Consider the following 25,713-nt stretch of genomic DNA (forward strand, 5'->3'; position numbering starts at 1 on the left):
TCGACCCCAAATATCGACGTACAATGAGAGCGCTGACAATCTCTTCAAGGAAGCAATTCCGGATTAACAAATCACGAAGCACGCCGCGCAAGATCGCGAGAATCGGAACCTGCAACGTGACGAACAGAATACGTTCGGCATCTCAGGCGCCGTCGGAACTTTGTTCACGCACGGAGAACTACGGAAACGTTGCGTGCGCTGATTGATAAGGAACAAGACGCGATTTCAGAGCAGATCGTGAACATCAGAAAAAGAAAGGCCTCAGCGCGTGGGACACACTGAGGCCAAGTTGACACTTTGGTCGTGAGGCACCGTCACCGATGCCTCGGTGCTTAACCTACCTTCGTTTCTCTCCAGCCAAATGGCCCATATGGGCCATGATCGTTGGCACAAGACGTGCAAGCTTGGAGCTGTCAGGATTTTGCATCACCTTCCTGGGGCTAGAGCAACGCCGTCCGCACACATTTCAAGCGGGCGGCGTTGTGCGTTTCGGCGGCAGGTACGCGGCTTCGATCAGGATCAGCGATCCATCGGCCGAATTTCCAGGCTCTCGATTTTGACCGGCGGACTCGAGAACGCATCCTCGTTCAACGGATGCAGCGTGATCGGCGTAGTCGTGCCGCCGGTGAGGACATTGTCGCGCGCGCCGCTTTCGTGGGTGTAGCTGCCGGCGAGTTGGTCGAGCCCGAGCCACGGCACTGGCGCCATCACCTTCCAGGTCAGCGCGACCTCCTCGTCGCCGATGAAAATGCCAAGGTTGGGAATGGCTGCGACGTAGTGACCGTCCGGTGCGCTATCGGCCTGCAGCACGCAATCGAGATTGGTCACCGGGCCCAGGGTGAAACCGGTATCGGGGCCGCCACGACAGGCGAGCGTTCCGGCCTGCACCTGTTGTGCCTCCGCGGTTGCGACGGGCGTGGCGAGAACGGCCACGCTACACACCGCAACGATGATCCAATGACCCTTTGTACGCATGGCGCTGTACAACGTGGACGGAAGCGCAATCGGTCCACGCTCTCGCGTGCGGCCTTCGCTCGTGGTTAAAGGATCCTTAGAATTGGGGCGGCCAACGAAACTACGCCGCCGGGCTCGAAATGAATTGTCCCGACGGCGCCCTGTTTCAATCTGGGCCCGCAATCCCAGTCATGTTCTGTCTGCGAGACTGGCGTCGAGGTTCGAGTAACCCGTATTCATACGGGCGTTAGCGTCGCGCGACAGTCTGGGGTTGGCTGCTGACCCTCTTGTGCCCCGGTGGCGGTCCGATCGCGACCCAGACCATCGCGGCAATCACCATCGCCGTCAGGATGGCGCCGGCCAGGGGCTGATCGTTGTCCATGCTCGGCGCCCGTTCAGATATGATGCTCCAGCTTCCGCATCTCCTGCAGGCGAGCCAGGCAGAAATCCCGATACAATTCGTTGATGAAATCCCACATGACCGAATCCCCTTTTGGTGCAATGGCGGGACGCTAGACCGGGTTTGTTTCCGGCCGGCTTCGCGGCGTCCGGAAAATGGCTTCATCGAAGGGGAGTGGGGTGGCGATCCCGGCGGGATTCGAACCTGCAACCCGCGGAGTAACCCGGGCGCCGCGGCGATTGTCGCGACACCTCCAATCGTTAGCGCGCATCGTCCGTGCGGCCCGGTGATTTTTCCGGGGATCGGGCGCCGTGCCGCCGCGCGATCTCCTCCTCGCAATCGGCATTGAGCTGCCGCGCCAGGTGCGCTGCCCATGCCCGGTCACGCTCGCGGCGCGTCGCTCTTGCTGCAGCTCGCGCGTCCGCAGGTCAGGTGCCGTAGACGTCCTGATACCTGATCCGCGCGTGGCGCTCGCCTTCGTCGTTGACGTCGGGCATCGAGACGCTGCCTTCGCGGCAGGAAACGTGTCCCGACAAAGCGTCGTCAATAAAGAGTGAATAGCGAAGTCGCTCGCAGCCAAGTATTAGACGACCGGTCTAATTTAATGGGTCTCGGTTAAATGCAATGATCTCGACTTTGGCGGAGTTCGGTCGCTGGCGAGCGCTGACGGATTGATCGAGACATCTCCAATAAACAACGTCCGCCGACTCCTTCGCGGTTGGCTGGTTTCCAACATGAGAGGTCACGTATGGTTCGCAAGATCGCGCTTGGAATGACGATCGCTCTCGCAATGGCTCTGACCGCTCCGGTGGCCGTGGCCCAGCAGAAGCACCATGTCAGCTATGATACCCCGGCAACTCAGACGACATACATCCAACAACATGTCATCGATGTTGGCGATATTCCGGGACATCAAGCTCGGCTCTTCGAAATCCGGCGGATCTATGGGAACGATGCCCCCCTCATCAACGGGTCGAGGTTGAAAGAGCAGTGGACGCGCGGCATGTCGGACTACATCGATAACAATGGTCCGGCCCTCATCTACAACGTCTGGATACTGGAGAATGGCGACAAGTTTTTTGTCAGGACATCTCTGGTCGCCCAAAGCAGTGGAGACGGCAAGCTTACAAACATGACATCGGGCGTCATTACGGGAGGCACAGGTAGCCTCGCCAGGATTCGTGGCATCATTAGCAGCCATGGGCCGTCCGAGCCGAAGGCCGGCGTCAATGCCAATCAGACCGACATCGACTATTGGATGGAGTGAGAAGCTCTGCGCCAGAGGCGATGGACCGGTGAGAAATTGCCGGTCCATTATGTCCGTTTCCATGATGGCTCCTAGTGACGATATCTGGGCACCGCAACACCAAAAACGTCATGGCGATCAAGCCGGGAGGATTCCAATGTTGCACCTGAACAGGCCCATCATGTCGTTTCTGCTCTGCCTGCTCGGCCTCATCGCTGTGACGCGATCTGCAACTGCGGAAATCACCAAAATCGAATTCACGTCGAAACAGCCGTACGGCACGTTTCGCACCGGCGACTATGTGATCTGGCAGGGCATGATCCATGGCGACCTGGCGCCGCAAGAGGCCATTCCTGGCCTCGAGAAGGCGGCGCGCAATGAACGCGGGCGCGTCGACTACGCGGCAAAGATCATTCTCATGATGCCGGCGGCTCTGCGCGCCGGCAACGGCGCATTGCTGGTGGATGTGCCCAACCGCGGTCGCGTCTACGCCGAGGCGCTCTACAATTCGCCGCGCGACGCGCCGTTTCTCTCCGGCACGCTGGAGCAGGGCACCGGCTTTCTTCAGGACCACGGTTTTGCGATCGCCGAGGTGCATTGGGAGCTCGGACAGGGCGCGGAGCTACCTTCGTTCGCCGACAGCGACGGCAAGACGCGCTACGTCGAGGGGGTAGGCTTTGCGATCGTGCGCGATGCCGCGGATTTCCTCGCGCACGCAGCCACTGACGCCGGAGGAACGCCGAACCCGCTCAAGGGCGCTATCAGCCGCGTGCTCGCGAGCGGCAAATCCCAGGACGGACGCTTCCTGAAGACCTTTCTCTTGAACGGCTTCAACATGGTGGGCAACCGGCGCGTATTCGACGGCATGCATGTGTTCGTCTCGGCTGCTGGTCTTCTTCCGATCCTGCAGACCGGCCTTGGACCAATGTCGAGCGGCGAGGGAGCTCCCACCTTCGCCAATCCGGACTTTCCCGGCGTGAACGACGGGCCGCTCACGATCGGCGAGATCACCGCCAAGGTCGCGGCGCGCGGCGAGGTGCCGCCGAAGATGATGCTGGTCAACTCGACCACGGATTACTACTCGCTGCGCGCTTCGCTCGGTCGCACCGGCGCGTCCGGTACCGCGGACCAGCCGCTCCCCGCCAATGTGCGGATGTACGATGTCGCCGGCGGCTCGCATGTGGTGGTTCTAAAGGCGCCCACGTGCACGCAATCGCCCGGCCGTCTCGATTGGGCTCCCTTGTCGCGGGCCTTGTTGCTGCATCTCGATGACTGGGTGAGCCGCAACGCCGAGCCGCCCGCCAGCGAACTGATGCCGCTCGATACCGTGAGCGGCGATCCGCCCGCGCTGCGCGCACCGACCGCGCTTTCCGCTGCCGTGATCCAGGTGCCGAAGCGCGATCAGGACGGCAACGCGCTCGGCGGAGTGCGGATGCCGGATGTCGCCGTGCCGACCGGCACCAATGGCGGACAGAACGCGCCGCAGACATTCACCTGCATGCTGATTGGGACCTTCTCCCCGTTCGCAGCGACGAAAGCCGAGCGGGAACGCACCGGCGACGCCCGCCCGTCGATCGAGGAGCGCTATCACGGCCGCGACGATTATGTGAACCGGATCCGGATCGCCGCGCTGGACCTTGTGAGGCGAGGCTTCGTGCTGCCGGAAGATGCGGCGGTGATCGTTCAGGAAGCCGCGTCGAGCAAACTCTTCGCGCCCGCCCCCGCGAATGACGCGCCACGCTGAGGGACGCCCGGATCACGTGCGCAATCTCGACGAGTATGACGATTGTTAGCGGCACTTTCGAACCTGAGCGGGCGAAGATGTCCGTTTTCGGGGCTAAAACGGATCTCCCGCCTGGCGCTTGCTTCTCTTAGACGACCGGTCTATTTGACTTTTTATGAGCAAGACGTTGCCTCTTCGCCGTCGTGGGCGCCCGCCGAAAGAACTTGCCGGCTTTAGCGCGACCCGTGACGCGCTGGTCCGTGCAGGCGTCGTCATGCTGACGGAGAAGGGCTATTCCGCGACGGGAATCGAGGAAGTTTTGCGTAGCGTCGACGTGCCAAAGGGTTCGTTCTACCACTACTTTCCGAGCAAGGAAGCATTTGGAGCGGAACTGATCGACAGCTACGCTGCCTATTTTTCGCGGAAGCTCGACAGCTTCTTCCTGAACGAGCAACACCCCCCGCTGGAGAGGCTCAGGGGTTTTACCGACGATGCTGCGTTTGCCATGAAGCGCTTCCGTTATACGCGCGGCTGTTTGGTCGGCAATCTTGGCCAGGAGATGGGCGCACTTCCGCAATCTTTTCGTCAGCAACTATTCGCTGTGTTCATCGACTGGCAGCAGCGCACAGCCAAGTGCTTGAGGTCTGCTCAAACCATGGGGGCGATCTCTTCCAGCCACGATTGCGATTGGCTTGCTGAATTCTTCTGGATCGGCTGGGAGGGCGCGGTCCTGCGCGCCAAACTCGAGCGCCGTTCCGACCCGCTTCACTCCTTCTCGAAAGGTTTTTTCAAGCTCCTCAGCAAATGAGCCTTTTTGTCATTGGGTCGTTCAATATCAAACAATCGATTCGCTGTGCGGAATAGGTCCGGGGATTTGGTGCAGCATTCGGCGACAAACAGCTGCATTGATCGGCATCTGTTCTACGCAAAGCGTGAATTTGCTTTGCGTTGCAAGCCAGCTAAAGGCCTTTGAAATCTAAGGAATTTCGGGCGCTGAAAACTGGCGATCCCGGCAGGATTCGAACCTGCAACCCGCGGAGTAGAAATCCGCTACTCTATCCAGTTGAGCTACGGGACCGTGGCCGCCTTGTAGCACCCGCAATATGAAAAATCCGCCTTTCCGCCAAGTCCGTCCGAACCGATTTTTGTGGTCAGACGACAAAGGCGAGCAGGGGTCCCGTCCTGCAGTGGCCTGACCAGCCCGCCGAGTCGGCATCATGCTGCCGCCGGGGCCGGTCGAAGGAATGTCGGCAATGCAATCTGCGACGTTTTCGTCCATTCATGTCAGCGCCTTCACTCCGTCACCTTTTCGCGCATTTTTTAACCCCAACGCGGCGGTCGACCGCGGGGCGTCCAGGAGCTCCATCATGATCGGATTGGTTCGTGCGGCCGCACTTTGCGCCACGCTGGCGCTCGGCCTGGTGAGCGCCCAGGCTGCGGACAAGGCCTTTAAGCGCGACGATCTCGCCGATTCCGCGATCAAGCTGGAGGCCCAGATCAAGAGCGAGGCAGGCGCGGTCAACAAGTCGGCCGCGACCTTGCGCACCGATGCGGACGCTGCCTTCAAGCGCAATGATTTCCGCGGCGGTCTCACGATCCTCGGCCAGATCGCGGCAACCGCGCCCGAGGACGGCGCCAACTGGCTGCGGCTTGCCAAAACCGTCTTCCAGATCCGATCGGCCAGCTCCAGCGAACAGACCTTCCTGATGGAGCGCGCCTCCACCGCCGCCTACATCGCCTATCAGCGCGCCGGCAATGCGGGCGAGGAGGCCGATTCGTTGGCCGTGCTCGGCAAGGCGCTCGCGGAGCGCAAGCTGTGGCGTCCGGCGCTCGATGCGCTGCGGCTGTCGCTGGATCTGCGCGAGGTCGCCGATGTGCGGGGCCAATATGAGAAGATGCGCGACGAGCACGGCTTCCGGCTGCTCGATTATACCGTCGATTCCGACGCGGCCTCGCCGCGGGCCTGCTTCCAGTTCTCCGAGGAACTCGCCAAGCGCGTCGACTTCGCGCCGTATCTCGCATTGGCCGGCACCGACAAGCCGGCTCTGTCGGCGGAAGGCCAGCAGCTCTGCGTCGACGGGCTGAAGCACGGCGAACGCTACAACATCAATCTGCGCGCCGGCCTGCCGTCGACCGTCAAGGAGACCCTGCCGAAATCGGCCGAGTTCAACATCTATGTCCGCGACCGCAAGCCGTTCGTGCGGTTCACCGGGCGCGCCTATGTGCTGCCGCGGACCGGCCAGCGCGGTATCCCGGTGGTCAGTGTCAACACGCCGGCGGTCACGGTCAACGTGTTCCGGATCGGCGACCGCAACTTGATCAACACCGTGATCGACAGCGACTTCCAGAGCACGCTGAGCCGCTATCAGCTCTCCGATCTCGGCGACCAGCGCGGCGTGAAGGTGTGGTCCGGCGAGCTCGCCACCGCCACCACGCTGAACCAGGACGTCGTCACCGCATTTCCGGTCGACCAGGCGCTCGGCGACCTGCAGCCGGGTGTCTACGTCATGACCGCCGCGGCCAAGGGGCCGGGCAGCGACGACGACGGCACGCTGGCGACGCAATGGTTCATCGTCTCCGACATGGGCCTGTCGGCGTTCTCCGGCAACGACGGTATCCACGTCTTCGTCAACTCGCTGGCCTCCACCGAAGCGGTTGCTAATGCCGAGGTAAAGCTGGTCGCCCGCAACAACGAGATCCTGGCCACGCGCAAGACCGATGCAGCGGGTCATGTGCTGTTCGAGCAGGGGCTGGCGCGCGGCGAGGGCGGATTGTCACCGGCACTGCTGACGGTAACGGGCGAGAAGGCCGACTACGCCTTCCTGAGCCTGAAGACGAACGCCTTCGACCTGACGGACCGCGGCGTCGCGGGCCGGGCAATCCCGGCCGGCGCGGACGCCTTCGTCTACGCCGAGCGCGGTGTCTACCGTTCCAACGAGACCGTCTATTTGACCGCGCTGCTGCGCGATGGACAGGGCAACGCCCTGACCGGGACGCCGCTGACCATGGTGATCGAGCGGCCCGACGGCGTCGAATTCCGCCGCACCGTGCTGCCCGACCAGGGCGCCGGCGGCCGCATGCTGGCGGTGGCGCTCAACTCTGCGGTGCCTAGGGGCACCTGGCGGGCGCGCGTCTTTACCGATCCCAAGGGCTCGTCGGTCGGCGAGACCACCTTCATGGTCGAGGACTATATCCCCGAGCGGATCGAATTCGACCTAACCAGCAAAGAGAAGGTGATCAAAGTTGAAGTTCCAGTGGAACTTCAGGTTTCCGGCCACTTCCTCTATGGCGCGCCGGCCTCGGGCCTGCAGCTCGAAGGTGACATGCTGGTTGCGCCCGCGGCGGCCGGCCGGCCCGGCTACGCCGGCTACCAATTCGGCGTCGACGACGAGCAGACCGCGAGCAACGAGCGGACCCCGATCGAGGACCTGCCGGAGGCCGATGCCAACGGCGCGGCGAGCTTCCCAGTCAAGCTCGACAAGGTCCCGGCCTCGACGCGGCCGCAGGAGGCCCAGATCTTCATCCGTATGGCGGAGACCGGAGGCCGTTCGGTCGAGCGCAAGATCGTGCTGCCCGTGGCGCCTGCGGCCTCGCTGATCGGCGTCAAGCCGCTGTTCGGCGACAAGAGTGTGGCCGAGGGCGACAAGGCCGAGTTCGACGTCGTGTTCGTCGCGCCCGACGGCAAGCAGCTGCCGCGCAACGGGCTGCGCTACGAGCTGTTGAAGCTGGAGTCGCGTTACCAATGGTACCGGCAGAATTCGTCCTGGCAGTATGAGCCGGTCAAATCGACTCGCCGCGTTTCCGACGGCGACGTCAATCTCGCCGTCGACAAGCCGATGCGCCTGACCTTCCAGCCGCAGCCCGGCCGCTACCGGCTCGATGTGAAATCGACCGATGCCGACGGTCCGGTGACCTCGGTGCAGTTCGATGTCGGCTGGTATTCCGACGGCAGTGCCGACACGCCAGACCTGCTCGAAACCTCGATTGACAAGCCGGAATACCAATCCGGCGACACCATGACGGTGTCGGTCAACGCCCGCACGGCCGGCAAGCTCACGGTCTACGTGCTGGGCGACCGCCTGCTGACGACCCAAAGCGTCGACGTCAAGGAGGGCACCCAGCAGGTCAAGCTTCCGGTCGGCAAGGACTGGGGTACTGGTGCTTATGTCATGACGACGCTGCGCCGTCCGCTCGATGCCACCGCTGGACGCATGCCCGGTCGCGCGATCGGGCTGAAATGGTTCGGCATCGACAAGAAGACACGCACACTGGCCGTCGAGCTTTCGCCGCCCGCATTGGTGCGGCCGGGCACGGCGCTGAAGATCCCGGTCAAGCTCGGCGGGCTCAATCCTGGCGAAGATGCCAAGGTGGTGCTGGCCGCGGTCGATGTCGGCATCCTCAATTTGACCAACTACAAGCCGCCCGCGCCGGATGACTATTATCTCGGCCAGCGCCGCCTGACCGCCGAGATCCGTGACCTCTATGGCCAGCTGATCGACGGCATGCAGGGCACAACCGGCCAGATCCGCAGCGGCGGTGACGCCGCCGGTGCCGAGCTGCAGGGCTCGCCGCCCACGCAGAAGCCGCTGGCGCTCTATTCCGGCATCGTCACGGTCGGCCCCGACGGCACCGCCGAGGTGAGCTTCGACATCCCCGAATTCGCCGGCACCGCGCGGGTGATGGCGGTGGCGTGGAGCGCCACCAAGCTCGGCCGCGCCAATGTTGATGTCATCGTGCGCGATCCCGTGGTGGTGACGGCGACCTTGCCGCGCTTCCTGCTGACCGGTGACAAGGGCACCATCAGCATGGATATCGACAATGTCGAAGGCGCCGCCGGCGATTATGCCGTCAGCGTCAAGGCGAGCGGCCCGATCAAGGCTTCGGGCAATCCGACCACGACGGTGAAGCTCGCCGCCAAGCAGCGCACCTCGCTGTCGCTCGGCCTCGAAGCCGGCGGCGCGGGTCGTGCCGATTTCGACGTCGACATATCAGGGCCGAACGGGATGACGCTGGCGCGGCATTATGCGCTCGACGTCAAGCCGGCGACCCAGGTGCTGGCGCGCCGCTCGATCCGCACGCTGGCGAAGGGCGAGAGCCTGACGCTGACCTCAGACATGTTCTCCGATCTGGTGCCGGGCACCGGCAGCGTCTCGGTCTCGGCGAGCCTGTCGACCGCGCTCGATGCCGCGAGCATCCTGAAGGCGCTCGACCGCTACCCCTATGGCTGCTCCGAGCAGATCACGAGCCGCGCGCTGCCGCTGCTCTATGTCAACGATCTCGCCGCCGGCGCTCATCTTGCGATGGACACCGCGGTCGACCAGCGCATCCGCGACGCGATCGAGCGGCTCCTTGCACGGCAGGGATCGAACGGTTCGTTCGGCCTGTGGTCGGCGGGCGGCGACGACGCCTGGCTCGACGCCTACGTCACCGACTTCCTGACCCGGGCCCGCGAAAAGGGCTTTGCGGTGCCGGACGTGCTGTTCAAGAACGCACTCGACCGCGTCAGGAACTCGGTGGTCAATGCCAACGAGCCGGAGAAGGACGGCGGCCGCGATCTGGCCTACGGCCTCTACGTGCTCGCGCGCAACGGTGCGGCGCCGATCGGCGACCTGCGTTACCTTGCCGACACCAAGCTGAACAATCTGGCGACGCCGATCTCGAAGGCGCAGCTTGCCGCGGCGCTGGCGCTGGTCGGCGACAAGGCGAGGGCGGAGCGGGTCTATGGTGCCGCGCTCGACGCGCTGAACCCCAAACCGGTGATCGAGTTCGGCCGGGTCGATTACGGCTCGGCGCTGCGCGATGCGGCGGCGCTGGTTTCGCTCGCAGGCGAGGGCAATGCGCCGCGCACGACGCTGACGCAAGCCGTGCTGCGGGTCGAAGCGGCGCGGGGGCTGTCGCCCTACACCTCGACGCAGGAGAATGCGTGGATGGTGCTGGCGGCACGCGCGCTCGCCAGGGAGACAATGGCGCTCGACATCAACGGCCAGCCGGTCAAGACCGCGGTCTATCGCAGCTACAAGGCCGAGGAGATGACGGGCCAGCCGCTCAAGATCACCAATACCGGCGATACGCCGGTGCAGGCGGTGATCTCGGTGTCGGGCTCGCCGGTGACACCGGAACCCGCGGCCTCCAACGGCTTCAAGATCGAGCGCAGCTACTTCACGCTCGACGGCAAGCCGGCCGACGTCAGCAAGGCGAAACAGAATGACCGGTTCGCGGTTGTCTTGAAGGTGACGGAAGCCAAACCCGAATTCGGTCACATCATGGTGGCCGACTATCTGCCGGCAGGGCTCGAGATCGACAACCCGAACCTGGTGTCGTCGGGCGATTCCGGCACGCTCGAGTGGATCGAGGATGGTGTCGAGCCCAAGAACACCGAGTTCCGCGATGACCGCTTCACTGCGGCGATCGACCGGGGCGCCAACGACAAGTCGGTGTTCACCGTCGCCTATGTCGTGCGCGCGGTGTCGCCGGGCAAATACGTGCTGCCGCAGGCCTATGTCGAGGACATGTACAACCCCTCGCGCTACGGCCGCAGCGGCACCGGTGCGGTCGAGGTGAAGCCGGCGAAATGAGTGGAACGTTGACGACAGCACCGGTACGCGGATCGCGCTGGCAAGGGCTCAGGCCAATCCTGGCGATCTGTGCCGTCGCGACGCTGGTTACAGCCGGCGCCTTCGCCGCCTGGGTCGTGTCGCTCGGTCCGCTGCCACTTGCGCAGGCGCAGCAGGTCTCGACCACGGTCATCGACCGCAACGGAAAACTGTTGCGCGCCTATGCGATGGCGGATGGACGCTGGCGGCTGCCGGTGGATGCGAAGACAGCAGTGGATCCCGGCTATCTGAAGCTGCTGTTCGCCTATGAGGACAAGCGCTTCTACGCGCATCATGGCATCGATCCGCTGGCGCTGTCGCGCGCCGGTTTCCAGCTGCTCACTCGCGGCCATATCGTCTCCGGCGGTTCGACGATCACGATGCAGCTCGCGCGGCTGATCGAGCCGCGGCACCAGCGCTCGGTCTACGCAAAACTGCGGCAGATGGTGCGCGCGGTTGAACTGGAGCGGCAGCTTTCGAAGGACCAGATCCTCGACCTCTACCTTGCGCTGGCGCCGTTCGGCGGCAATCTCGAGGGCGTGCGCGCCGCCTCGATCGCCTATTTCGGCAAGGAGCCGAAGCGGCTCTCGCTCGCCGAAGCCGCGCTGCTGGTGGCGCTGCCGCAATCGCCGGAGCGGCGGCGGCTCGATCGTTATCCGGAAGCGGCCCATGCCGCGCGCGACCGCGTGCTCGAACGGATGGTCGAGGACGGCGTGGTGTCGAAGGACGACTCCGCGCAGGCCCGGGCCACGCCAGTGCCGAAGCTGCGCAAGCAGATTCCGATCCTGGCGCCGCATTCATCCGATCAGGCGATCGCGACGATGAAGGATGCGCCGGTCATCAAGCTGACACTGGACGCCGCGCTACAACGGAACCTGGAGGTGCTGGCGCGCGACCGCGCCATCGCGCAGGGGCCCGATGTCTCGGTTGCGATCGTCGTGGTCGACGATGAGACGGGTGACGTGCTCGCACGCGTCGGCTCGGCGGATTATTTCGACGAGCGGCGCGCCGGGCAGGTCGACATGACGCGCGCGGTGCGCTCGCCGGGCTCGACGCTGAAGCCGTTCATCTACGGCCTCGCCTTCGAGGACGGCTTTGTTCATCCCGACAGTTTGATCGAGGATCGGCCGATCCGGTTCGGCACTTACGCGCCGGAAAATTTCGACATGACGTTCCAGGGCACCGTGCCGATCCGCAGGGCGCTGCAATTGTCGCTGAACGTGCCGGCGATCGCGCTGCTCGACCGGGTCGGCGCGAGCCGGCTGTCGTCGCGGCTGAAGCAGGCCGGCACCAACCTCGTGCTGCCGAAGGACGAGGCACCGGGCCTTGCGATGGGCCTCGGCGGCGTCGGCATCACGCTGCAGGATCTCGCCCAGCTCTATTCCGGTTTGGCGCGGCTCGGTGCGACCAAGCCGCTGCGCGAGATCATGCAGGCGAATGACAGCCGCGACACGATGCGGCTGATGGACCAGGCGGCGGCCTGGCAGGTCGGCAACGTCCTGCTCGGCACGCCGCCGCCGGAGAACGGCGTGCATAACCGGATCGCGTTCAAGACCGGCACCAGCTATGGCTATCGCGATGCTTGGTCGGTCGGCTTCGACGGCCGCATCACCATCGGCGTCTGGGTCGGCCGCCCGGATGGCGCGCCAGTGCCGGGGCTGGTTGGGCGCACGGCGGCGGCGCCCATCCTGTTCGACGCCTTTGCGCGCACCGGCAAGATGCCGGCGGTGTTGCCGAAGCCGCCGCGCGGCGTGCTGGTCGCCTCCAACGCAAAACTGCCGCCGCCGCTGCGCCGGTTCCGGCCGCTCGGCGAACTGGTCCGCAGCGGCAACGACCAGGCGCCACACATCCAGTTTCCGCTGAACGGCTCACGGATCGACGTCGATCAATCCGAGGGCGGTCATGCGGCCATGCCGGTCAAGGTCGCCGGCGGGGTGCTTCCGCTGACCGTACTCGTGAACGGTGTCTCAGCCGGGGACATCGACAGCCGGCGCCAGCGCCTGATCGACCCGCCCGGGCCGGGCTTCGCGCGGCTCACCGTGATCGACGCCACGGGGGCAGCGGATACCGTTGTGATCCGCGTGCAATGATCGCGCGGGAAAGCGGAGCGGCAGGGTTGGAAAGCGGAACAGCACGGTTGTTTGCGCTGCGGTTTCATCGTATGCGAAACCCATGGTGGATAGCCTCCAACCCCGGCGCTTCGGAGCAGGGCAACAGTCTGTAAAACCTGCGCATTCGAGCCGCAGGCTGTTCATGGCGTTTGAGTTCGCGACGGCCAGCCAATGGCGTTCGATCCTGTTTCTGACGCTGACCTGCTTGGTGCTGTTCCTGCCGGGCTTCTTCACCATCCCGCCGATCGACCGCGATGAGGTTCGCTTTGCCCAGGCGACCAAGCAGATGGTCGAGAGCGGCGACTTCGTCGACATCCGCTTCCAGGACGACGTCCGCTACAAGAAACCGGTCGGCATCTACTGGATGCAGGCGGCGGCGCTGAAGACGATCTCCTCGCTCGGGGTGCCGCGCGCCCAGGTCCGCATCTGGGTCTACCGCCTGCCGTCCCTGATCGGCGCCATCGGCGCCGTTTTACTGACCTATTGGACGGCACTCGCCTTCGTGACTCGACAGGGGGCGGTGCTGGCTGCCTTGATGATGGCGAGCTGTGTGCTGCTTGGCGTCGAAGCGCGGCTCGCCAAGACCGACGCCATGCTGCTTCTGACAGTCACCGCGGCGATGGGCGCGATGGCGCGGGTGTATCTGTCCTGGCAACGCGGCGAGGATCCGGCGCATCCATCATGGGCCCCGCCTGCGATCTTTTGGACGGCGCTGGCGGTCGGCATCCTGATCAAGGGCCCTCTGATCCTGATGTTCGTCGGCCTTGCCATGGCTGGGCTTGCGATCCTCGATCGCTCGGCGGCCTGGTTCTGGCGCATGCGCCCGGTCTGGGGCCTGATGTGGACCCTGGTGCTGGTGCTGCCATGGTTCGTGCTGATCTTCCTGCGCGCCGGCGAAACCTTCTTTGCCGACTCGGTCGGCGGCGACATGCTGAGCAAGCTCGGCGCACAGGAGTCGCACGGCGCGCCGCCCGGGCTCTATCTGCTGCTGTTCTGGATCACGTTCTGGCCCGGCGCGCCGCTCGCGGGCCTGGCGGCGCCGGCGGTCTGGCGCGCGCGGCGCGAGCCGGGCGCGCAGTTCCTGCTGGCCTGGCTGATCCCGTCCTGGATCGTGTTCGAGGCGGTGCTGACCAAGCTGCCGCATTACGTCCTGCCGCTCTATCCGGCGATCGCGATCCTGACCGTTGGCGCGCTGGAGCGGCGTGTGCTGTCGCGTTCCCCCTGGCTATTGCGTGGTGCCGCCTGGTGGTTCGCCATCCCCGCGTTCGGCGCGGTGCTCGTGATCGTCGGCGCCATCAAGGCAATCCATCAGCCGGTGTTTCCGGCCTGGCCGTTGTTCGCCGTGGCGATGGTGTTCGGCCTGATCGCGTGGTGGATGTTCGAGGACAGCCGCGCGGAGCGCTCGCTGCTCAATGCGGTGATCGCCGCGGCGCTGATGGCAGGCGCCACCTATGGCGTGGTGCTGCCGCGGCTCACCACCGTGTTTCCGAGCCAGGAGGTCGCGCGCGCGTTGCGCAACGTGACCTGCGTCGGCCCGAAGGCGGCGGCCGCCGGCTTCCATGAGCCGAGCCTCGTGTTCATGACCGATACCTCGACGCTGCTTACCGACGGATCGGGCGCTGCGGATTTCCTGGGGCAGGGCTCCTGCCGCTTCGCTCTGGTCGAACAACGCTCCGAGCGCGCCTTCGTGCAACGCGCCGAGGCGATCGGCCTGCGCTACAACGCGCCGGTGCGGATCGACGGCTACAACATCTCGCAGGGCAAGGCCGTTTCAATCGCGATCTTCCGTTCCGAAGGGACGGAGTGACATGCCGGCGCCGCCAGCCACCGCGGAATCCGCCAATTATTTCGGACGATTGCTGACGCTGGTCTGGCTATCCTTCGCCCAGCTCGTGCGTGCCCCGTCGCATTCGCGCCGGGCCGAGGCGGCACGACGCTCCGCGCGCCACGCACTTTTGCTCGTCGTCGTCGTTGGCGCCGTGATCATCACGCTGATGTATGCGGTCGATGTCGCCGAGATCAGTCTGATGCCGCCACGCGGCACGCCGGGTCTCTGGTGGGTGAAGATACTCACCGATTTCGGCAAGGACGAGTATGTGCTGAGCGCGCTCGGCCTGCTGCTGGTTGCGGTCGCGTTGGCGTCGCCCGCGCTGCGCGGTGTGCCGCGCGCGACTCTGCTCGGCTTAGGTACGAGGCTGCAATACCTGTTCCTGTCGGTCATGCTGTCGGTGGCGATGGGGGAAGTGCTCAAGTGGATCGTCGGCCGCGGGCGGCCGTTCGTCGGCGGCAAGGCCAATGCTTTCAACTTCCAGCATTTCGCCGGCTCCGAGGCCTATTCGAGCTTTCCGTCGGGACATTCGATCACGGCATTCGCGCTGGCCTTCGCCGTGTCAGCAGTATGGCCACGTGCACGGGTCGCGATGCTGGTCTATGCGCTGATCATCATCGCGACGCGGCTCGTGCTGCTGGCCCATCATCCGAGCGACGTGGTGGCCGGCGCGCTGGTCGGCGTGATCGGCGCTATGGCCGTGCGCTACTGGTTCGCGGCCCGCCGCCTTGGTTTCGCCATTGATCGCGATGGTACCGTGCTGGCGCTGTCAGGACCGTCGGAAGGGCACCTCAAAAGGGTTGCGGCGAACGCCTTCGCCCCATAAAAGCGGTCGCCCGATGGCCGGATCGGGCGGGTTCCAGCCCCTGCCAACACCAACCACGAGTGCCGATTTGCCTGCTTCCGACCAGACGCCGGTCGCCGTTTCCATCGTCGTGCCTGTGCGCAACGAGGCCGACAATATCGCGCCGCTGATCGCCGAGATCGCGGCCGCGCTCGACGGGCGCTGGGCTTACGAGATCGTCTACGTCAATGACGGCTCGACCGACACAACCGGCGAACGGCTGAACGCGATCATGGCGCAGCGGCCCAATCTCCGGCAACTCCGCCACACCGTCTCGTCGGGCCAGTCCGCCGCCGTGCGCAGCGGCGTGCGCGCCGCGCGCGGCGCGATCGTGGCAACGCTTGACGGCGACGGCCAGAACGATCCGGCCTTCCTGCCCAAGCTGATCGCGGCGATCGAGAGCGGCAATGGCCGCGTCGGCCTCGCCGCGGGCCAGCGCGTCGGACGCAAGGACACCGGCTTCAAGAAGCTGCAATCGCGGATCGCCAACGCCGTGCGCGGCATCATCCTGCGCGACGGCACCCGCGACACCGGGTGCGGCCTGAAGGCGTTTCCGCGCGAGGTGTTTCTGGCGATGCCTTATTTCGACGGGCTGCATCGATTCCTTCCGGCGCTGGTCCGCCGCGAGGGGCTCGCGATCGCCTATGTCGATGTCGTCGACCGCCCGCGCCATTCCGGGGTGTCGAATTATGGATTCTTCGACCGGCTCTGGATCGGGATCATGGATCTCGGTGGCGTGTGGTGGCTGATCCGCCGCAAGAAGCCGACGCCGGTCGTCACTGAAGTGACATGCACTGAAGTGCCTGTCGTGACCGAGGTGAAGTGATGCTGATTCAGTTCGGCCAGGCGCTCAGCGCCTATTTCTACGACGTGTTCATCGCCAAGTTCGACTTCTGGCTGGCGTTCGGCCTGATCGCGCAATTGTTCTTCACGGCGCGCTTTCTCGTGCAGTGGATATCCAGTGAGCGTGCCGGCCAGAGCGTGGTGCCGATGGCGTTCTGGTTCTTTTCGATGGGCGGCGGTCTGATGACGCTGATCTACGGGCTCGCCAAGCGCGAGCCTGTCATCATCATCGGGCAAGGCCTCGCGACGCTGATCTACATTCGTAACATCATGCTGATCGTGAAGAACCGCGGCAAGGCGTCGAAGACGCTCGACAACTGATCCTCGTGGTCGTCAGTACGACGAGCGGTATGCTGGTCTCCTCGGCCGTCTCGACGGATTCCAGTCGACCTCAATTGTGATCAAAGCTGAACGACGGTCAAACAATCGCCCCAAGGCGTATGGCATCTACGCTTCGTCGTGGGCGTGGCTGCATCCCGCGCCAGGGGATGAGGGGCGTTGATGACCGGCCATGGCGAACCCACCAAAGCGCGTGGTTATCCATCGAGCGACCGTGATCTCGGGTTTCCTGAAGAGCCGCCGCTGACAGGCGAGCGCGGCCTGCCGGACCGGCGCGCTATCAGTATCCGCTGGATGGCGGGGACGGTTCTGATTGGGGCTGCAGCCGTCGTGCTCCTTGGTGGCGCGCTGCGTGGAGCATTCGGTGATCGCACGCGATTCGCGGCATCGCCGGTCGTTTCACTTCCGCGTTTCACGGGGCAGGTGGTCGACGAGGCGCGGCGCGGCGATCGTCTGGATCGGAAGCCGGGCCCGCAAGGCCATCCGTCTGCGCTCAAGATCGAGCAGCTGAGTGATGCGGGCTCGGTCCGTCGATTTACCCGCGTGTCAGCGCGGCTCGCGGAGATCGATCCCGAACCACAACAGGACCGTCGCCGGGAAGCACCGGCAGACGGTAAGGACGAGCAGCGAGCGAACGCGCAATTGCTGTCGGAGTTACCCGCCATCATCCGGACTGGTCCATCACGCCGCGAGCTGCCGGGCCGAACCAGCGCCTATGCCGACAGTGAAGTTGCGCCGCAGCCGTCTTCTCCGATCGGTGAAGCTGTCAACGTCACCAGCCTTCCGAAGTCGACTTCCTCTGCGCGTCACCATCGACATGTCCTCATCGCAAGACCCGGTGACACACTGTTCGCCATTCTGCGGGCGTTGACCGCGGCTGCGGAGGACGCTCCGGCGATCCTTGCCGCTTTCCCGTCGCCTGGCGGTCACGAGACGCTGTCTGGTGGCGAGAAGATCACGATCATCGAACAGGACGGAGACACCGGCTCGCCGCGCGGCCATGTCGCCAAAGTCTCGATCGAACGGCCAGACTCGGCAGTGTCCGCTGTCGGTCGCACCGACAGCGGCCGATACCAGGCGATCGTGCCGGAACAGCCGGATGTCGCCGCGTCGAACGGGAAGTTGTTGCGTCAGTCGACCGACATCCACTCCGTCCCCGGTGAGACGCTACGTGACGGGCTTAACGCGCTTGCTCGCTCCAATCACGTCGACGAGGGGATCGTTGCCGAACTCATGCGGCTTTGCGGCCGCGATTTCGACCTCGACGAGCCTCTCGGCGACGCCGACGTCGCCAACATCATCTATGCGCCCAACGACATTGGCCAGCCCGAGCTGGTCTTCATCGACTTGACGGCCGGCGGGCAGGCGCGCCGCTACTATCGCTTCACGGCCCCGGACGATGGCAGCTCCGATTTCTACGATGAGGATGGCCAGTCCATCACCAAATTCCTGTTGCGCAAGCCGGTCGTCAGCGGGCGCCTCGGCGACGGCTTTGGCTGGCGCATCCATCCGATCCTCGGCGACCGCCGCTTCCATGAGGGCGTCGACTTTGCGGCGCCCTATGGTTCACCGATTGCGGCCGCGGGCGCCGGCGTCGTCGAGACCGAAGGCTACGAGCACGGCTACGGGAAATTTATCCGCGTGCTGCACGATCGCGGCTATGAGACGACCTATGCTCATGTCGCGAGCTTTCCGCCCGGGCTGAAGATCGGAGACCGCGTTCGTCAGGGCGAGACGATTGCGTATGTCGGATCGACCGGGCTCTCGACCGGACCGCATCTTTATTATGAGGTGCGGATCAACGGCCGTAACGTCGATCCGCTGCGGATGAAATTGTCAGGCGGCCGGGTGCTGCAAGGCGATCTGCTTGGGGCTTTCGATCGCCAGCGGGACAGCATCGACCAGCTCGCCGCGGCCTCGGCGTTTCCACAGCGCCAGTCTGGCTCAGAACATCGGCCGCCGACGTAGCCTGGAAGGCACGTCGGACTAAGGGCGTCCGGGCGCGGGCAGTTCGGCCGCCTCGACCGCGTTCTCGCGATCGGCGGCAGTCTCGCCGGCGGCGTCGAGCACGGGATAGGCGACCGAGCAGATGTGCGAATGGACGCGGCGAAGATCACGCAGCACGTCGAGATGCAGCGAGGTTGTCTCGATGGTCTCGGGCCGGCCTTCGCGCAGGCGCTCCAGATGGCGCTCGACGGCGGCGAGCTCGGCCGCGCGCAGCGCCGCCTTCTCGGTGAGCAGCTTGCGCGCCTCGGCGGCATCGCCCGACATGAACACGCCGAACGCGAGCCGAAGCGAGTCAATCGTGCGCTTGTGGAACGCCGACAATTCCTCGGCGCCTTCGGCCGAGAATTGCAGGCGATGCTTGATCTTCTTGGTCGCGAGCTCGCTCAGATTCTTGTCGATGATGTCGCCGATATGCTCGAGATTGATCGCGAATGCGACGATCTCCATGGCGCGGTGACCCTCGCGCTCATCCAGGCTGCCGCGGGTAAGTTTCGTCACGTAAAGCTTGATCGCCTCGTTCAGGCGGTCGACGGTGTTGTCCATCTTCGACACCTGGTCGACCAGCGCGCGATCGTTGGTCAGCATCGCCGCCATCACCTTGCGCAACATCGCCTCGGTGTGGTCGCCCATATGCAGCACCTCGCGCGCGGCATCGGCCAGCGCGAGCGAAGGCGTCTCCAGCGCGCTCTCGTCGAGATAGCGCGGCCGTGACGGATCGGTCTCCTGCGCCCGTTTGGGCAACAGGCGCTCGAGCAGTCGCGCCATGTGGTCGAGCACGCCGATGAACAGCACCGCTGTCGCAACGTTGAAGGCAATGTGGAACAGCGCGGTCGCCTTGGCGAGATCCGGCTGCCAGGCGTAGATGGTCTCCGTGATCGGGCGCAGGAACGGCGCCACCAACAGCACGCCGACGACGCGGTTGACGAGGTTGCCGACCGGCAGCCGGTAGCTCGCCGGATTGTCGCGCCGCGCGCCCTCCATCAACGGGTTGATGGCGCTACCGAGATTGGCGCCAAGCACCAGCGCGAACGCGGCATAGGGCGAGATGAACTGCGAATAGGCCAGCGACATGATCAGCAGCACGCTGGCGACGCTGGAATGAACCAGCCAGGTCACGATTGCGCCGATCAGGATGCAGAGCACGGGATCGCCGGTGATCGCATTCAGGAACACGCGCACGCCCGGGGCATTCTCGGCCGGCGCCATCGTGTCGAGCAGGATATGCAGCGCGAGCAGCATCAGACCGAGGCCGATCGAGACGCGGCCGAGATCCTTGATGCGGGAGCGCGGCCCGCTGCGGAATGCGACGAGGCCGACAATGAACAGCACCGGCGCCACGGCCGCGACGTTGAACGACAGCACCTGCACGATCAGCGTGGTGCCGATATTGGCGCCGAGCATGATCGCAAGCGCCGGCACCAGGCTGACGATCTCCTCGGCGGCGAAGGAACTGGTGATCAAGGCGGTCGCGGTCGAGCTCTGGAGCAGGGCCGTCAGGCCGAGGCCTGCGCCAAGGGCGGTGAAGCGGTTGTTCAGCGCCCTCGCCAGCAACAGCCGCAAATCGGGCCCGAAGGCCCGCAGAATCCCGCTGTGGACCATGTGCAGGCCCCACAACAGGAGCGCGACGCCCCCCATCAGATCAAGCAGAACTAGACTTCCCATACTTCCTGGATATCCCGGCAAATTCGAGTCGAAGGGGTCACGCTATCGTCAAATGACCTGGGATCAACCCCTTTTTGTTCACGTTGGAACCGGCTGTTGGAAAGGGCCCCGTTAGGAGGGAGGCCGCCAATTGAGGCACTGAGGTCACCGGAGCCGGCCTCATGGTCCAACGGTGAGGCCCGGTAAACGAATCTCGAACATCACCGCTCAATTGCGATTGGTTCCGCTAGGCAGTTTCCAATCTTTCCCCGTTATGACGGTGGGAACGAGTAGCTGTCCAGCCGAGAAGCTATCCAGAAGAGGGCTTGGGGATCAGAATGTTTGTCAATCGCCGCAAGAGCGAACGCCGTGAGTGCCGGAGCGTCGCCAAAATTCAGTTGGGCACAGGGTCGCTGCCACGCGACTGCATGATCACCGATATCTCGGCTGGCGGCGTCAAGGTGATCGCTGAATATCTGGAGATTCCGCCGGAATTCACCATCATCCTGTCGAGCGGCAGTCCGCGTCAGTGCCGCCTGGCCTGGCGGATCGGGCATGAATTCGGCGCCCAGTTCGTCGACTGATCCAGCCGCCAGGTCGGCGGTTTGCGCCGCGTCCGGCACCGCTTCTGGGCCGGATGACGGCGAGATGATGGCATCCTTAACCGGAACTTAGGGTTAAGCTGTGAGCATCCCGGAACCTTCGCTGTTCCGAGTCTCGTTGATGTCTGACAAACTACCCCGACCTTCAGGCCGTATGCACCGTCTCGCCGGCTCGGTATCGGCTGCGATCCTGCTAATCGGGCTGTCCGCCTGTCAGACCTCGGGTCCGTCCGACATCACCGGGTCATTGGGCGATACGGCGGAGGCCACGCCGGCCACGGCCGACCCGCGGCGCGACATCGCGACCTACCACGAACGCGTTCGCGCCAATCCGAAGGATACCGACGCCGCGCTGAAATACGCCCGGGCGCTGCGCGCCACCGGCCAGCGGGCGCAGGCGGTCGCGGTCATGGAGCAGGCGGTGCTGGCGCAGCCCAGCAACAAGGCGCTGCTCGCCGGCTACGGACGGGCGCTCGCCGACAACGGCAATTTCCAGCAGGCATTCGACGTGCTCGGGCGCGCCCACACCCCGGAAGACCCGGACTGGCGCATCCTGTCGGCGCAGGGCGCCGTGCTCGACCAGCTCGAGCGCCACGACGAGGCCCGCCAGTATTACGCAAGTGCCCTGAAGATCGTGCCCGACGATCCGTCGGTGCTCTCCAATCTCGGCCTGTCCTATCTGCTGTCGAAAGACCTGCCGAAGGCCGAGGAAACGCTGCGCCGTGCGCGGGATCGCGCGCCCGACGACATGCGGGTGCGCACCAATCTCGCCGTCGTGGTCGGCCTGCAGGGCCGCCAGGCCGACGCTGAAACCATCATGAAGGCCGATGTGCCGCCGGAGCAGGGCTCCGCCAATGTCGCCGCCTTGAAGCGGCTATTGGCGCGCAACGATGCGAGCCGCACCGATACGGACAAGATCCCGGTCGCGGCGAGCCGCCGCGACTAGAGCGTTCTCACGCGAAAGTCTGGACGGCTAGAGCGTTTTCGAGCGAAGTGGACACCGGTTCGCGTGAAGAAAGTGCGTCAAAACGAGAATCTAGAGCTTCGGTTCTGATTCAATCAGAACCGAAAATGCTCTAGCCGGCGGCGCGGCGTCCATCGTTGCGACGCGACTGCAGCTTCCGCAGAAGCGGCGACAGGAACGACTCGCGCGTCTCGGCGAGATCGGGGCGGCCGGTCAGGCGTTGCGCGATCTGCAGGAAGGTCCTTGTGGTGCGGTGACGCGCCGAGACTTCCGCGATCATCTGACCGTTGTTGGCGGCTTCGCCGAACAACCTGCAATCGAACGGGATGGTCGCGATCGGCTGGCTCTCGATCGTCTTGGCGAAGTCCTTGACCTCGATCTCGGGGCGCTTCGACATGCCGACCTGGTTCAGGCAGTAGAGCGGCGGGCGGTCGTTCGGACGCGTGGTGCGCAACAGGTTCATCATGTTCTTGGTGTTGCGCATGTTGGCGAGGTCGGGCTCGGCGACGATCAGGATATCGTCGGCGCCGACCAGCACACGTTTGGTCCAGGCGGTCCATTGATGCGGAACGTCGAGCACGATGCAGGACGTGGTCATGCGCATCGTATCGAAGATGGCATCGAATGCTTCGGCGCCGAAATCGTAGACCTGGTCGAGCGTGGCCGGTGCCGCCAGCAGGCTCAGGTGATCGCCGCATTTTGCCAGCAGGCGCTCCATGAAGGCACTGTCCGGGCGCTCGGGTGAGAACACCGCATTGGCGATGCCCTGGGTCGGATCCTGGTTGTAGTCGAGGCCGGCGGTGCCGAAGGCGAGGTCGAGATCGACCACGACCGAATCCAGCCCGAGGTCGCGCGCGATGGTCCAGGCGACATTGTGGGCAACGGTCGAGGCGCCGACACCGCCCTTGGCGCCCGCGACCGCGATCAGGCGGCCTACAGAGACCGCTTCCGTGGACGAGAACAGGCCGCAGATCGAGCGCACGATGTCGAGCACCTTGACCGGCCCGATGACGTAGTCGTTGACGCCGCGCCGGACCAGTTCGCGATACGGTGCGGTCTCGCCGGGCGTGCCGAGCACGACGACGCGGGTGCCGGGATCGCAGACCGTGGCGAGTTCGTCGAGACCGGCGAGCAAATCAATGTCCGGCTCGGTCTCCAGCATGATGACATTGGGCGTCGGCGCCTTGTGATAGGCGTCGATGGCGGCAGCGATGCCGCCCATGTGGACGGAGAGGTGGGCCTTGGCGAGCCGGCGGTCCTCGGCGGCGGCGCGCGCCGTCGTGGCAGTCGCGACGCTGGCGCAGAAAGCCTGCACGGAAATCCGTGGCGCCGGCGCGATGTGGTCGTTGGGGTGCTGTGGCTCGTCTTGTTGTTCGGTCATTTCCCGGCGTCGCTCAGCTTGGCTCTATCGGCTTCTGGGTAGGTGGTCGCGGTCGACTCGCCCTTGCCGTATTTCTGGAACGCGACCGACCGGCGCGGCGTGTAGGCGGCGGTTTCGGTCCGCGGCTGTACGAGGTCGGACGGATTGGCGACCATCGCGGCAAGGTTGCGCTGGGTGGCGCAGCCGAAATTTTCCCACTGCTTGTTCTCGTTGTAGCTCGGATTGTAGATCGAGGGACCAAGGTCGCTTGGCCACACGCCGCAGGGCCCGGCGACCGCGGCCATCTTCGGATAGCTGATGCGAATGGTCGGCAGCGCGCGCGGATCGTCGACGCGATAGGAACGCCGCGTGATCGCGTGGGCGGGCACGCCCATCGACGCCAGCGCGCCGCGGATCTCCTGGTACACCGCCTGCGCCGAGCGCGCATTCGAGGTGTCGGCCGGGACGTCGATCGCGATCGCGCCGGTGCCTTCGCGGCGCCAGGTGCGAGCCAGTCCCATGACGTCGTCGCGTTGCGTTTCAGTAAGGTTGCCGCGGGCGCGGCCCACGAACACGACGATCGACTGCTCACCCTCGGTGACGGCGATCGGATGCCGCTCCCGGTAGTCGTCGGGCACCGTGCCGGTGGCGATATTGTCGCCGGTCAGATTGCAGCCGCCAAGCGCGATCGCGGTGGCGACGAGGGCGCCGAACAGCGACAGCGTCCTCGCAAGACCGGCTCGTGTGTTGCGTGTCATCATGGCATCCCCCAACCCTTCAGCGCCTCAGTCGATGATGAAGCCGAAATTGACCGGCGTGGCGCCGATCGGCTCGGCACGGGCGGCAACGCCGTAGATGCGGTTGACGCGCGCCAGCAGCGCCGACTGCGCGTCGGAGGCCGGCGCGAAGCCGTCATCGGGACGCGACAATTCCTTCTGCGCAACTGCGCGCACCACATAGGGCGTCACGATGACCATGAGCTCGGTCTCGTTGTTGACGAAGTCTTGGCTCCTGAACAGCTGCCCGAGCACCGGGATCTGATCGACGCCGGGCATTCCATTGATGGCCTGCTTGGTCTGCTCCTGGATCAATCCGGCCATCGCGATCGAGCCGCCGGAGGGCACTTCCAGCGTGGTGTCGGCGCGCCGGGTCTTGATCGAGGGAATGGTCGTGCCGCCCTGGCCGCCGGTCAACGCGTTGTCCATCGAGACTTCGGAAACCTCGGTCATCACCTTCAGGCTGATGCGCCCCTCGGACAGCACCACCGGGGTGAAGTTGAGCGAGATGCCGAACTTCTTGAAGCTGACGGTCTGGACGCAATTCCCGATCGTGCCTGTCGCCGAGGTCTGACAGGTGACGCCGGTCGGAATGGGAAACTCGCCGCCTGACACGAAGGTCGCGGACTCGCCGGAGATCGCCGTGAGGTTGGGCTCGGCCAGCGTCTTCACCACGCCCGCGCTCTCCATCGCGCGCAGCGTCGCGGTGACGGTCGGCACGCCGAGCTTGTTCAGGGCCGCGCCGGTCAGCATATTGTTGGCGAGCGGTCCGTTGTTGGCGGTGAAGGCGTTGGCGTTGTTGAAGACGACCGCGGCGGTACCGTAGTTCATGTTGGCACTGAGATCGACGCCGAGCTGCTTGACGACGTCGCGGCGCACTTCGGCGACGGTGACCTTCAGCATCACCTGGTCGCGGCCGCGCACCACGATGGAGTTGACGACCTTGTCGGCGCCGCCGACCAGCTTGGCTGCGATGTCGCCGGCCTGCTGCGCCTCGACCGGGCTTGCCACGGTACCGGTCAGCACCACGCTCTCACCGACGCCCTCGATCTGGACGCCCGGCAGCATCTGCTTCAGTGCGGCACGCATGCCGTTGAGGTCGCGCTTGATCGCGATGTCGTAGGAGGCGACCTGGTTGCCGTCGGCGTCGAAGAAAACCACATTGGTCTGGCCGACCGCGGCGCCGATGATATAGGCGCGCTGCGCCGAGCGGATCACGGCGTTGGCGATCTTGGGATCGGCGACCAGGACGTCCTTGGCCTCGCGCGGCAGGTCGACCACCACCGACTTGCCGACGCCGAGCGAGACGAAGCGCGTCTTGGCGGCAATGCTGCTGGTCACCGCGACGTCCGCGTTCTTGTCGGGGTCGGTTGCGCTCGCGAGGGCAGGGATCAGCATCAGGGCGGTGACCGCCGAGAATGACAGCGAGCGGACCAGTGTGGCCCGCGTCGCCAGTTGTTTTGCACCAATTGTCATATCGAA

The 25,713-nt window shown here is 64.8% G+C and carries 18 protein-coding genes and 1 tRNA gene; 12 read left to right on the top strand and 7 right to left on the bottom strand.

Going from position 1 to position 25,713, the window contains the following annotated elements; translation table 11 throughout:
* Positions 1 to 519: 519 nt before the first annotated feature.
* Positions 520 to 933: a DUF992 domain-containing protein gene (locus BraRD5C2_RS01590; RefSeq protein WP_223966380.1), complete on the bottom strand. Its 414-nt coding sequence runs from the start codon at positions 931 to 933 to the stop codon at positions 520 to 522.
* 268 nt (positions 934 to 1,201) lie between these two features.
* A complete protein-coding gene (locus BraRD5C2_RS39340) occupies positions 1,202 to 1,336 on the bottom strand; it encodes a hypothetical protein (RefSeq protein ID WP_263009966.1) in 135 nt (44 codons plus the stop codon).
* A 766-nt stretch (positions 1,337 to 2,102) separates the two neighbouring features.
* Here BraRD5C2_RS39340 and BraRD5C2_RS01600 point away from each other — a divergent pair.
* The 3 genes from BraRD5C2_RS01600 to acuR all read left to right on the top strand — a co-directional run bounded on the left by BraRD5C2_RS01600 (position 2,103) and on the right by acuR (position 5,131).
* Positions 2,103 to 2,621 carry a hypothetical protein gene (locus BraRD5C2_RS01600; protein WP_223966383.1) on the top strand — a complete coding sequence of 173 codons (519 nt, stop codon included), beginning with the start codon at positions 2,103 to 2,105 and terminating at the stop codon, positions 2,619 to 2,621.
* Positions 2,554 to 4,344, top strand: coding sequence for an alpha/beta hydrolase domain-containing protein (locus tag BraRD5C2_RS01605; protein WP_223966385.1), 1,791 nt, complete (start codon positions 2,554 to 2,556; stop codon positions 4,342 to 4,344). The genes BraRD5C2_RS01600 and BraRD5C2_RS01605 overlap by 68 nt, the downstream gene beginning before the upstream one ends.
* A 154-nt stretch (positions 4,345 to 4,498) precedes the next feature.
* Entirely contained in the window at positions 4,499 to 5,131 is a 633-nt protein-coding gene (acuR, locus tag BraRD5C2_RS01610) for an acrylate utilization transcriptional regulator AcuR (RefSeq protein WP_223966387.1), read from the top strand.
* Positions 5,132 to 5,324: 193 nt separating this feature from the next.
* On the opposite strand, the gene BraRD5C2_RS01615 is transcribed toward acuR, so the two are convergent.
* Positions 5,325 to 5,401, bottom strand: a tRNA-Arg gene (locus tag BraRD5C2_RS01615).
* Positions 5,402 to 5,690: 289 nt separating this feature from the next.
* Between BraRD5C2_RS01615 and BraRD5C2_RS01620 the strand changes: the two genes are divergently transcribed.
* From BraRD5C2_RS01620 to BraRD5C2_RS01650, 7 genes are all read left to right on the top strand, one after another.
* Positions 5,691 to 10,898 carry an alpha-2-macroglobulin family protein gene (locus BraRD5C2_RS01620; RefSeq protein WP_223966389.1) on the top strand — a complete coding sequence of 1,736 codons (5,208 nt, stop codon included), beginning with the start codon at positions 5,691 to 5,693 and terminating at the stop codon, positions 10,896 to 10,898.
* Entirely contained in the window at positions 10,895 to 13,006 is a 2,112-nt protein-coding gene (pbpC, locus tag BraRD5C2_RS01625) for a penicillin-binding protein 1C (protein ID WP_223966391.1), read from the top strand. The genes BraRD5C2_RS01620 and pbpC overlap by 4 nt, the downstream gene beginning before the upstream one ends.
* A gap of 82 nt (positions 13,007 to 13,088) precedes the next feature.
* Positions 13,089 to 14,834, top strand: a complete 1,746-nt coding sequence (locus BraRD5C2_RS01630; RefSeq protein WP_223966392.1) for an ArnT family glycosyltransferase — start codon at positions 13,089 to 13,091, stop codon at positions 14,832 to 14,834.
* A 1-nt stretch (position 14,835) separates the two neighbouring features.
* Complete coding sequence (locus BraRD5C2_RS01635) at positions 14,836 to 15,681, top strand: phosphatase PAP2 family protein (protein WP_223966394.1); 846 nt, start codon at positions 14,836 to 14,838, stop codon at positions 15,679 to 15,681.
* Between the two features lie 67 nt (positions 15,682 to 15,748).
* Entirely contained in the window at positions 15,749 to 16,525 is a 777-nt protein-coding gene (locus BraRD5C2_RS01640; protein WP_223966395.1) for a glycosyltransferase family 2 protein, read from the top strand.
* Positions 16,525 to 16,863, top strand: a complete 339-nt coding sequence (locus tag BraRD5C2_RS01645; RefSeq protein ID WP_223966396.1) for a lipid-A-disaccharide synthase N-terminal domain-containing protein — start codon at positions 16,525 to 16,527, stop codon at positions 16,861 to 16,863. The genes BraRD5C2_RS01640 and BraRD5C2_RS01645 overlap by 1 nt, the downstream gene beginning before the upstream one ends.
* Before the next feature lie 180 nt (positions 16,864 to 17,043).
* Positions 17,044 to 18,849, top strand: a complete 1,806-nt coding sequence (locus tag BraRD5C2_RS01650) for a M23 family metallopeptidase (RefSeq protein WP_223966397.1) — start codon at positions 17,044 to 17,046, stop codon at positions 18,847 to 18,849.
* A gap of 18 nt (positions 18,850 to 18,867) precedes the next feature.
* On the opposite strand, the gene BraRD5C2_RS01655 is transcribed toward BraRD5C2_RS01650, so the two are convergent.
* Positions 18,868 to 20,550, bottom strand: a complete 1,683-nt coding sequence (locus tag BraRD5C2_RS01655) for a Na/Pi cotransporter family protein (RefSeq protein ID WP_223966398.1) — start codon at positions 20,548 to 20,550, stop codon at positions 18,868 to 18,870.
* Between the two features lie 317 nt (positions 20,551 to 20,867).
* On the opposite strand from BraRD5C2_RS01655, the gene BraRD5C2_RS01660 reads away from it, so the two are divergent.
* Together BraRD5C2_RS01660 and BraRD5C2_RS01665 are read left to right on the top strand one after the other, a co-directional pair.
* Positions 20,868 to 21,113 (top strand): PilZ domain-containing protein, encoded by a 246-nt coding sequence (locus tag BraRD5C2_RS01660; RefSeq protein ID WP_021079298.1) that lies wholly within the window; start codon positions 20,868 to 20,870, stop codon positions 21,111 to 21,113.
* A gap of 172 nt (positions 21,114 to 21,285) precedes the next feature.
* Positions 21,286 to 22,077: a tetratricopeptide repeat protein gene (locus tag BraRD5C2_RS01665; RefSeq protein WP_223966399.1), complete on the top strand. Its 792-nt coding sequence runs from the start codon at positions 21,286 to 21,288 to the stop codon at positions 22,075 to 22,077.
* A 130-nt stretch (positions 22,078 to 22,207) separates the two neighbouring features.
* Here the strand turns inward: BraRD5C2_RS01665 and BraRD5C2_RS01670 are convergent, their stop codons facing one another.
* Genes BraRD5C2_RS01670 through BraRD5C2_RS01680 form a run of 3 tightly spaced genes read right to left on the bottom strand, consistent with a single transcriptional unit; the run spans position 22,208 to position 25,707 of the window.
* Positions 22,208 to 23,476: an AAA family ATPase gene (locus BraRD5C2_RS01670; protein ID WP_223966400.1), complete on the bottom strand. Its 1,269-nt coding sequence runs from the start codon at positions 23,474 to 23,476 to the stop codon at positions 22,208 to 22,210.
* Positions 23,473 to 24,213 carry a CpaD family pilus assembly protein gene (locus BraRD5C2_RS01675; RefSeq protein WP_223966402.1) on the bottom strand — a complete coding sequence of 247 codons (741 nt, stop codon included), beginning with the start codon at positions 24,211 to 24,213 and terminating at the stop codon, positions 23,473 to 23,475. Before BraRD5C2_RS01675 ends, BraRD5C2_RS01670 begins: the two co-directional genes overlap by 4 nt.
* A 27-nt stretch (positions 24,214 to 24,240) precedes the next feature.
* Positions 24,241 to 25,707, bottom strand: a complete 1,467-nt coding sequence (locus tag BraRD5C2_RS01680) for a type II and III secretion system protein family protein (RefSeq protein WP_374707943.1) — start codon at positions 25,705 to 25,707, stop codon at positions 24,241 to 24,243.
* Between the last annotated feature and the right edge of the window lie 6 nt (positions 25,708 to 25,713).

Source organism: Bradyrhizobium sp. RD5-C2, from assembly GCF_019972155.1.
Taxonomy (GTDB): Bacteria; Pseudomonadota; Alphaproteobacteria; order Rhizobiales; family Xanthobacteraceae; genus Bradyrhizobium.

Excerpts from the sequence above, each read along its gene's own strand:
- pbpC (WP_223966391.1), top strand. The coding sequence starts at position 10,895 with ATGAGTGGAACGTTGACGACAGCACCGGTACGCGGATCGCGCTGGCAA.
- BraRD5C2_RS01620 (WP_223966389.1), top strand. The coding sequence starts at position 5,691 with ATGATCGGATTGGTTCGTGCGGCCGCACTTTGCGCCACGCTGGCGCTC.
- BraRD5C2_RS01605 (WP_223966385.1), top strand. The coding sequence starts at position 2,554 with ATGGGCCGTCCGAGCCGAAGGCCGGCGTCAATGCCAATCAGACCGACA.
- BraRD5C2_RS01645 (WP_223966396.1), top strand. The coding sequence starts at position 16,525 with ATGCTGATTCAGTTCGGCCAGGCGCTCAGCGCCTATTTCTACGACGTG.
- BraRD5C2_RS01635 (WP_223966394.1), top strand. The coding sequence starts at position 14,836 with ATGCCGGCGCCGCCAGCCACCGCGGAATCCGCCAATTATTTCGGACGA.
- BraRD5C2_RS01650 (WP_223966397.1), top strand. The coding sequence starts at position 17,044 with ATGACCGGCCATGGCGAACCCACCAAAGCGCGTGGTTATCCATCGAGC.
- BraRD5C2_RS01670 (WP_223966400.1), bottom strand. The coding sequence starts at position 23,476 with ATGACCGAACAACAAGACGAGCCACAGCACCCCAACGACCACATCGCG.
- BraRD5C2_RS01675 (WP_223966402.1), bottom strand. The coding sequence starts at position 24,213 with ATGACACGCAACACACGAGCCGGTCTTGCGAGGACGCTGTCGCTGTTC.
- BraRD5C2_RS39340 (WP_263009966.1), bottom strand. The coding sequence starts at position 1,336 with ATGGACAACGATCAGCCCCTGGCCGGCGCCATCCTGACGGCGATGGTG.
- BraRD5C2_RS01630 (WP_223966392.1), top strand. The coding sequence starts at position 13,089 with ATGGTGGATAGCCTCCAACCCCGGCGCTTCGGAGCAGGGCAACAGTCT.
- BraRD5C2_RS01680 (WP_374707943.1), bottom strand. The coding sequence starts at position 25,707 with ATGACAATTGGTGCAAAACAACTGGCGACGCGGGCCACACTGGTCCGC.
- BraRD5C2_RS01600 (WP_223966383.1), top strand. The coding sequence starts at position 2,103 with ATGGTTCGCAAGATCGCGCTTGGAATGACGATCGCTCTCGCAATGGCT.
- BraRD5C2_RS01660 (WP_021079298.1), top strand. The coding sequence starts at position 20,868 with ATGTTTGTCAATCGCCGCAAGAGCGAACGCCGTGAGTGCCGGAGCGTC.
- BraRD5C2_RS01665 (WP_223966399.1), top strand. The coding sequence starts at position 21,286 with ATGCACCGTCTCGCCGGCTCGGTATCGGCTGCGATCCTGCTAATCGGG.
- acuR (WP_223966387.1), top strand. The coding sequence starts at position 4,499 with ATGAGCAAGACGTTGCCTCTTCGCCGTCGTGGGCGCCCGCCGAAAGAA.
- BraRD5C2_RS01655 (WP_223966398.1), bottom strand. The coding sequence starts at position 20,550 with ATGGGAAGTCTAGTTCTGCTTGATCTGATGGGGGGCGTCGCGCTCCTG.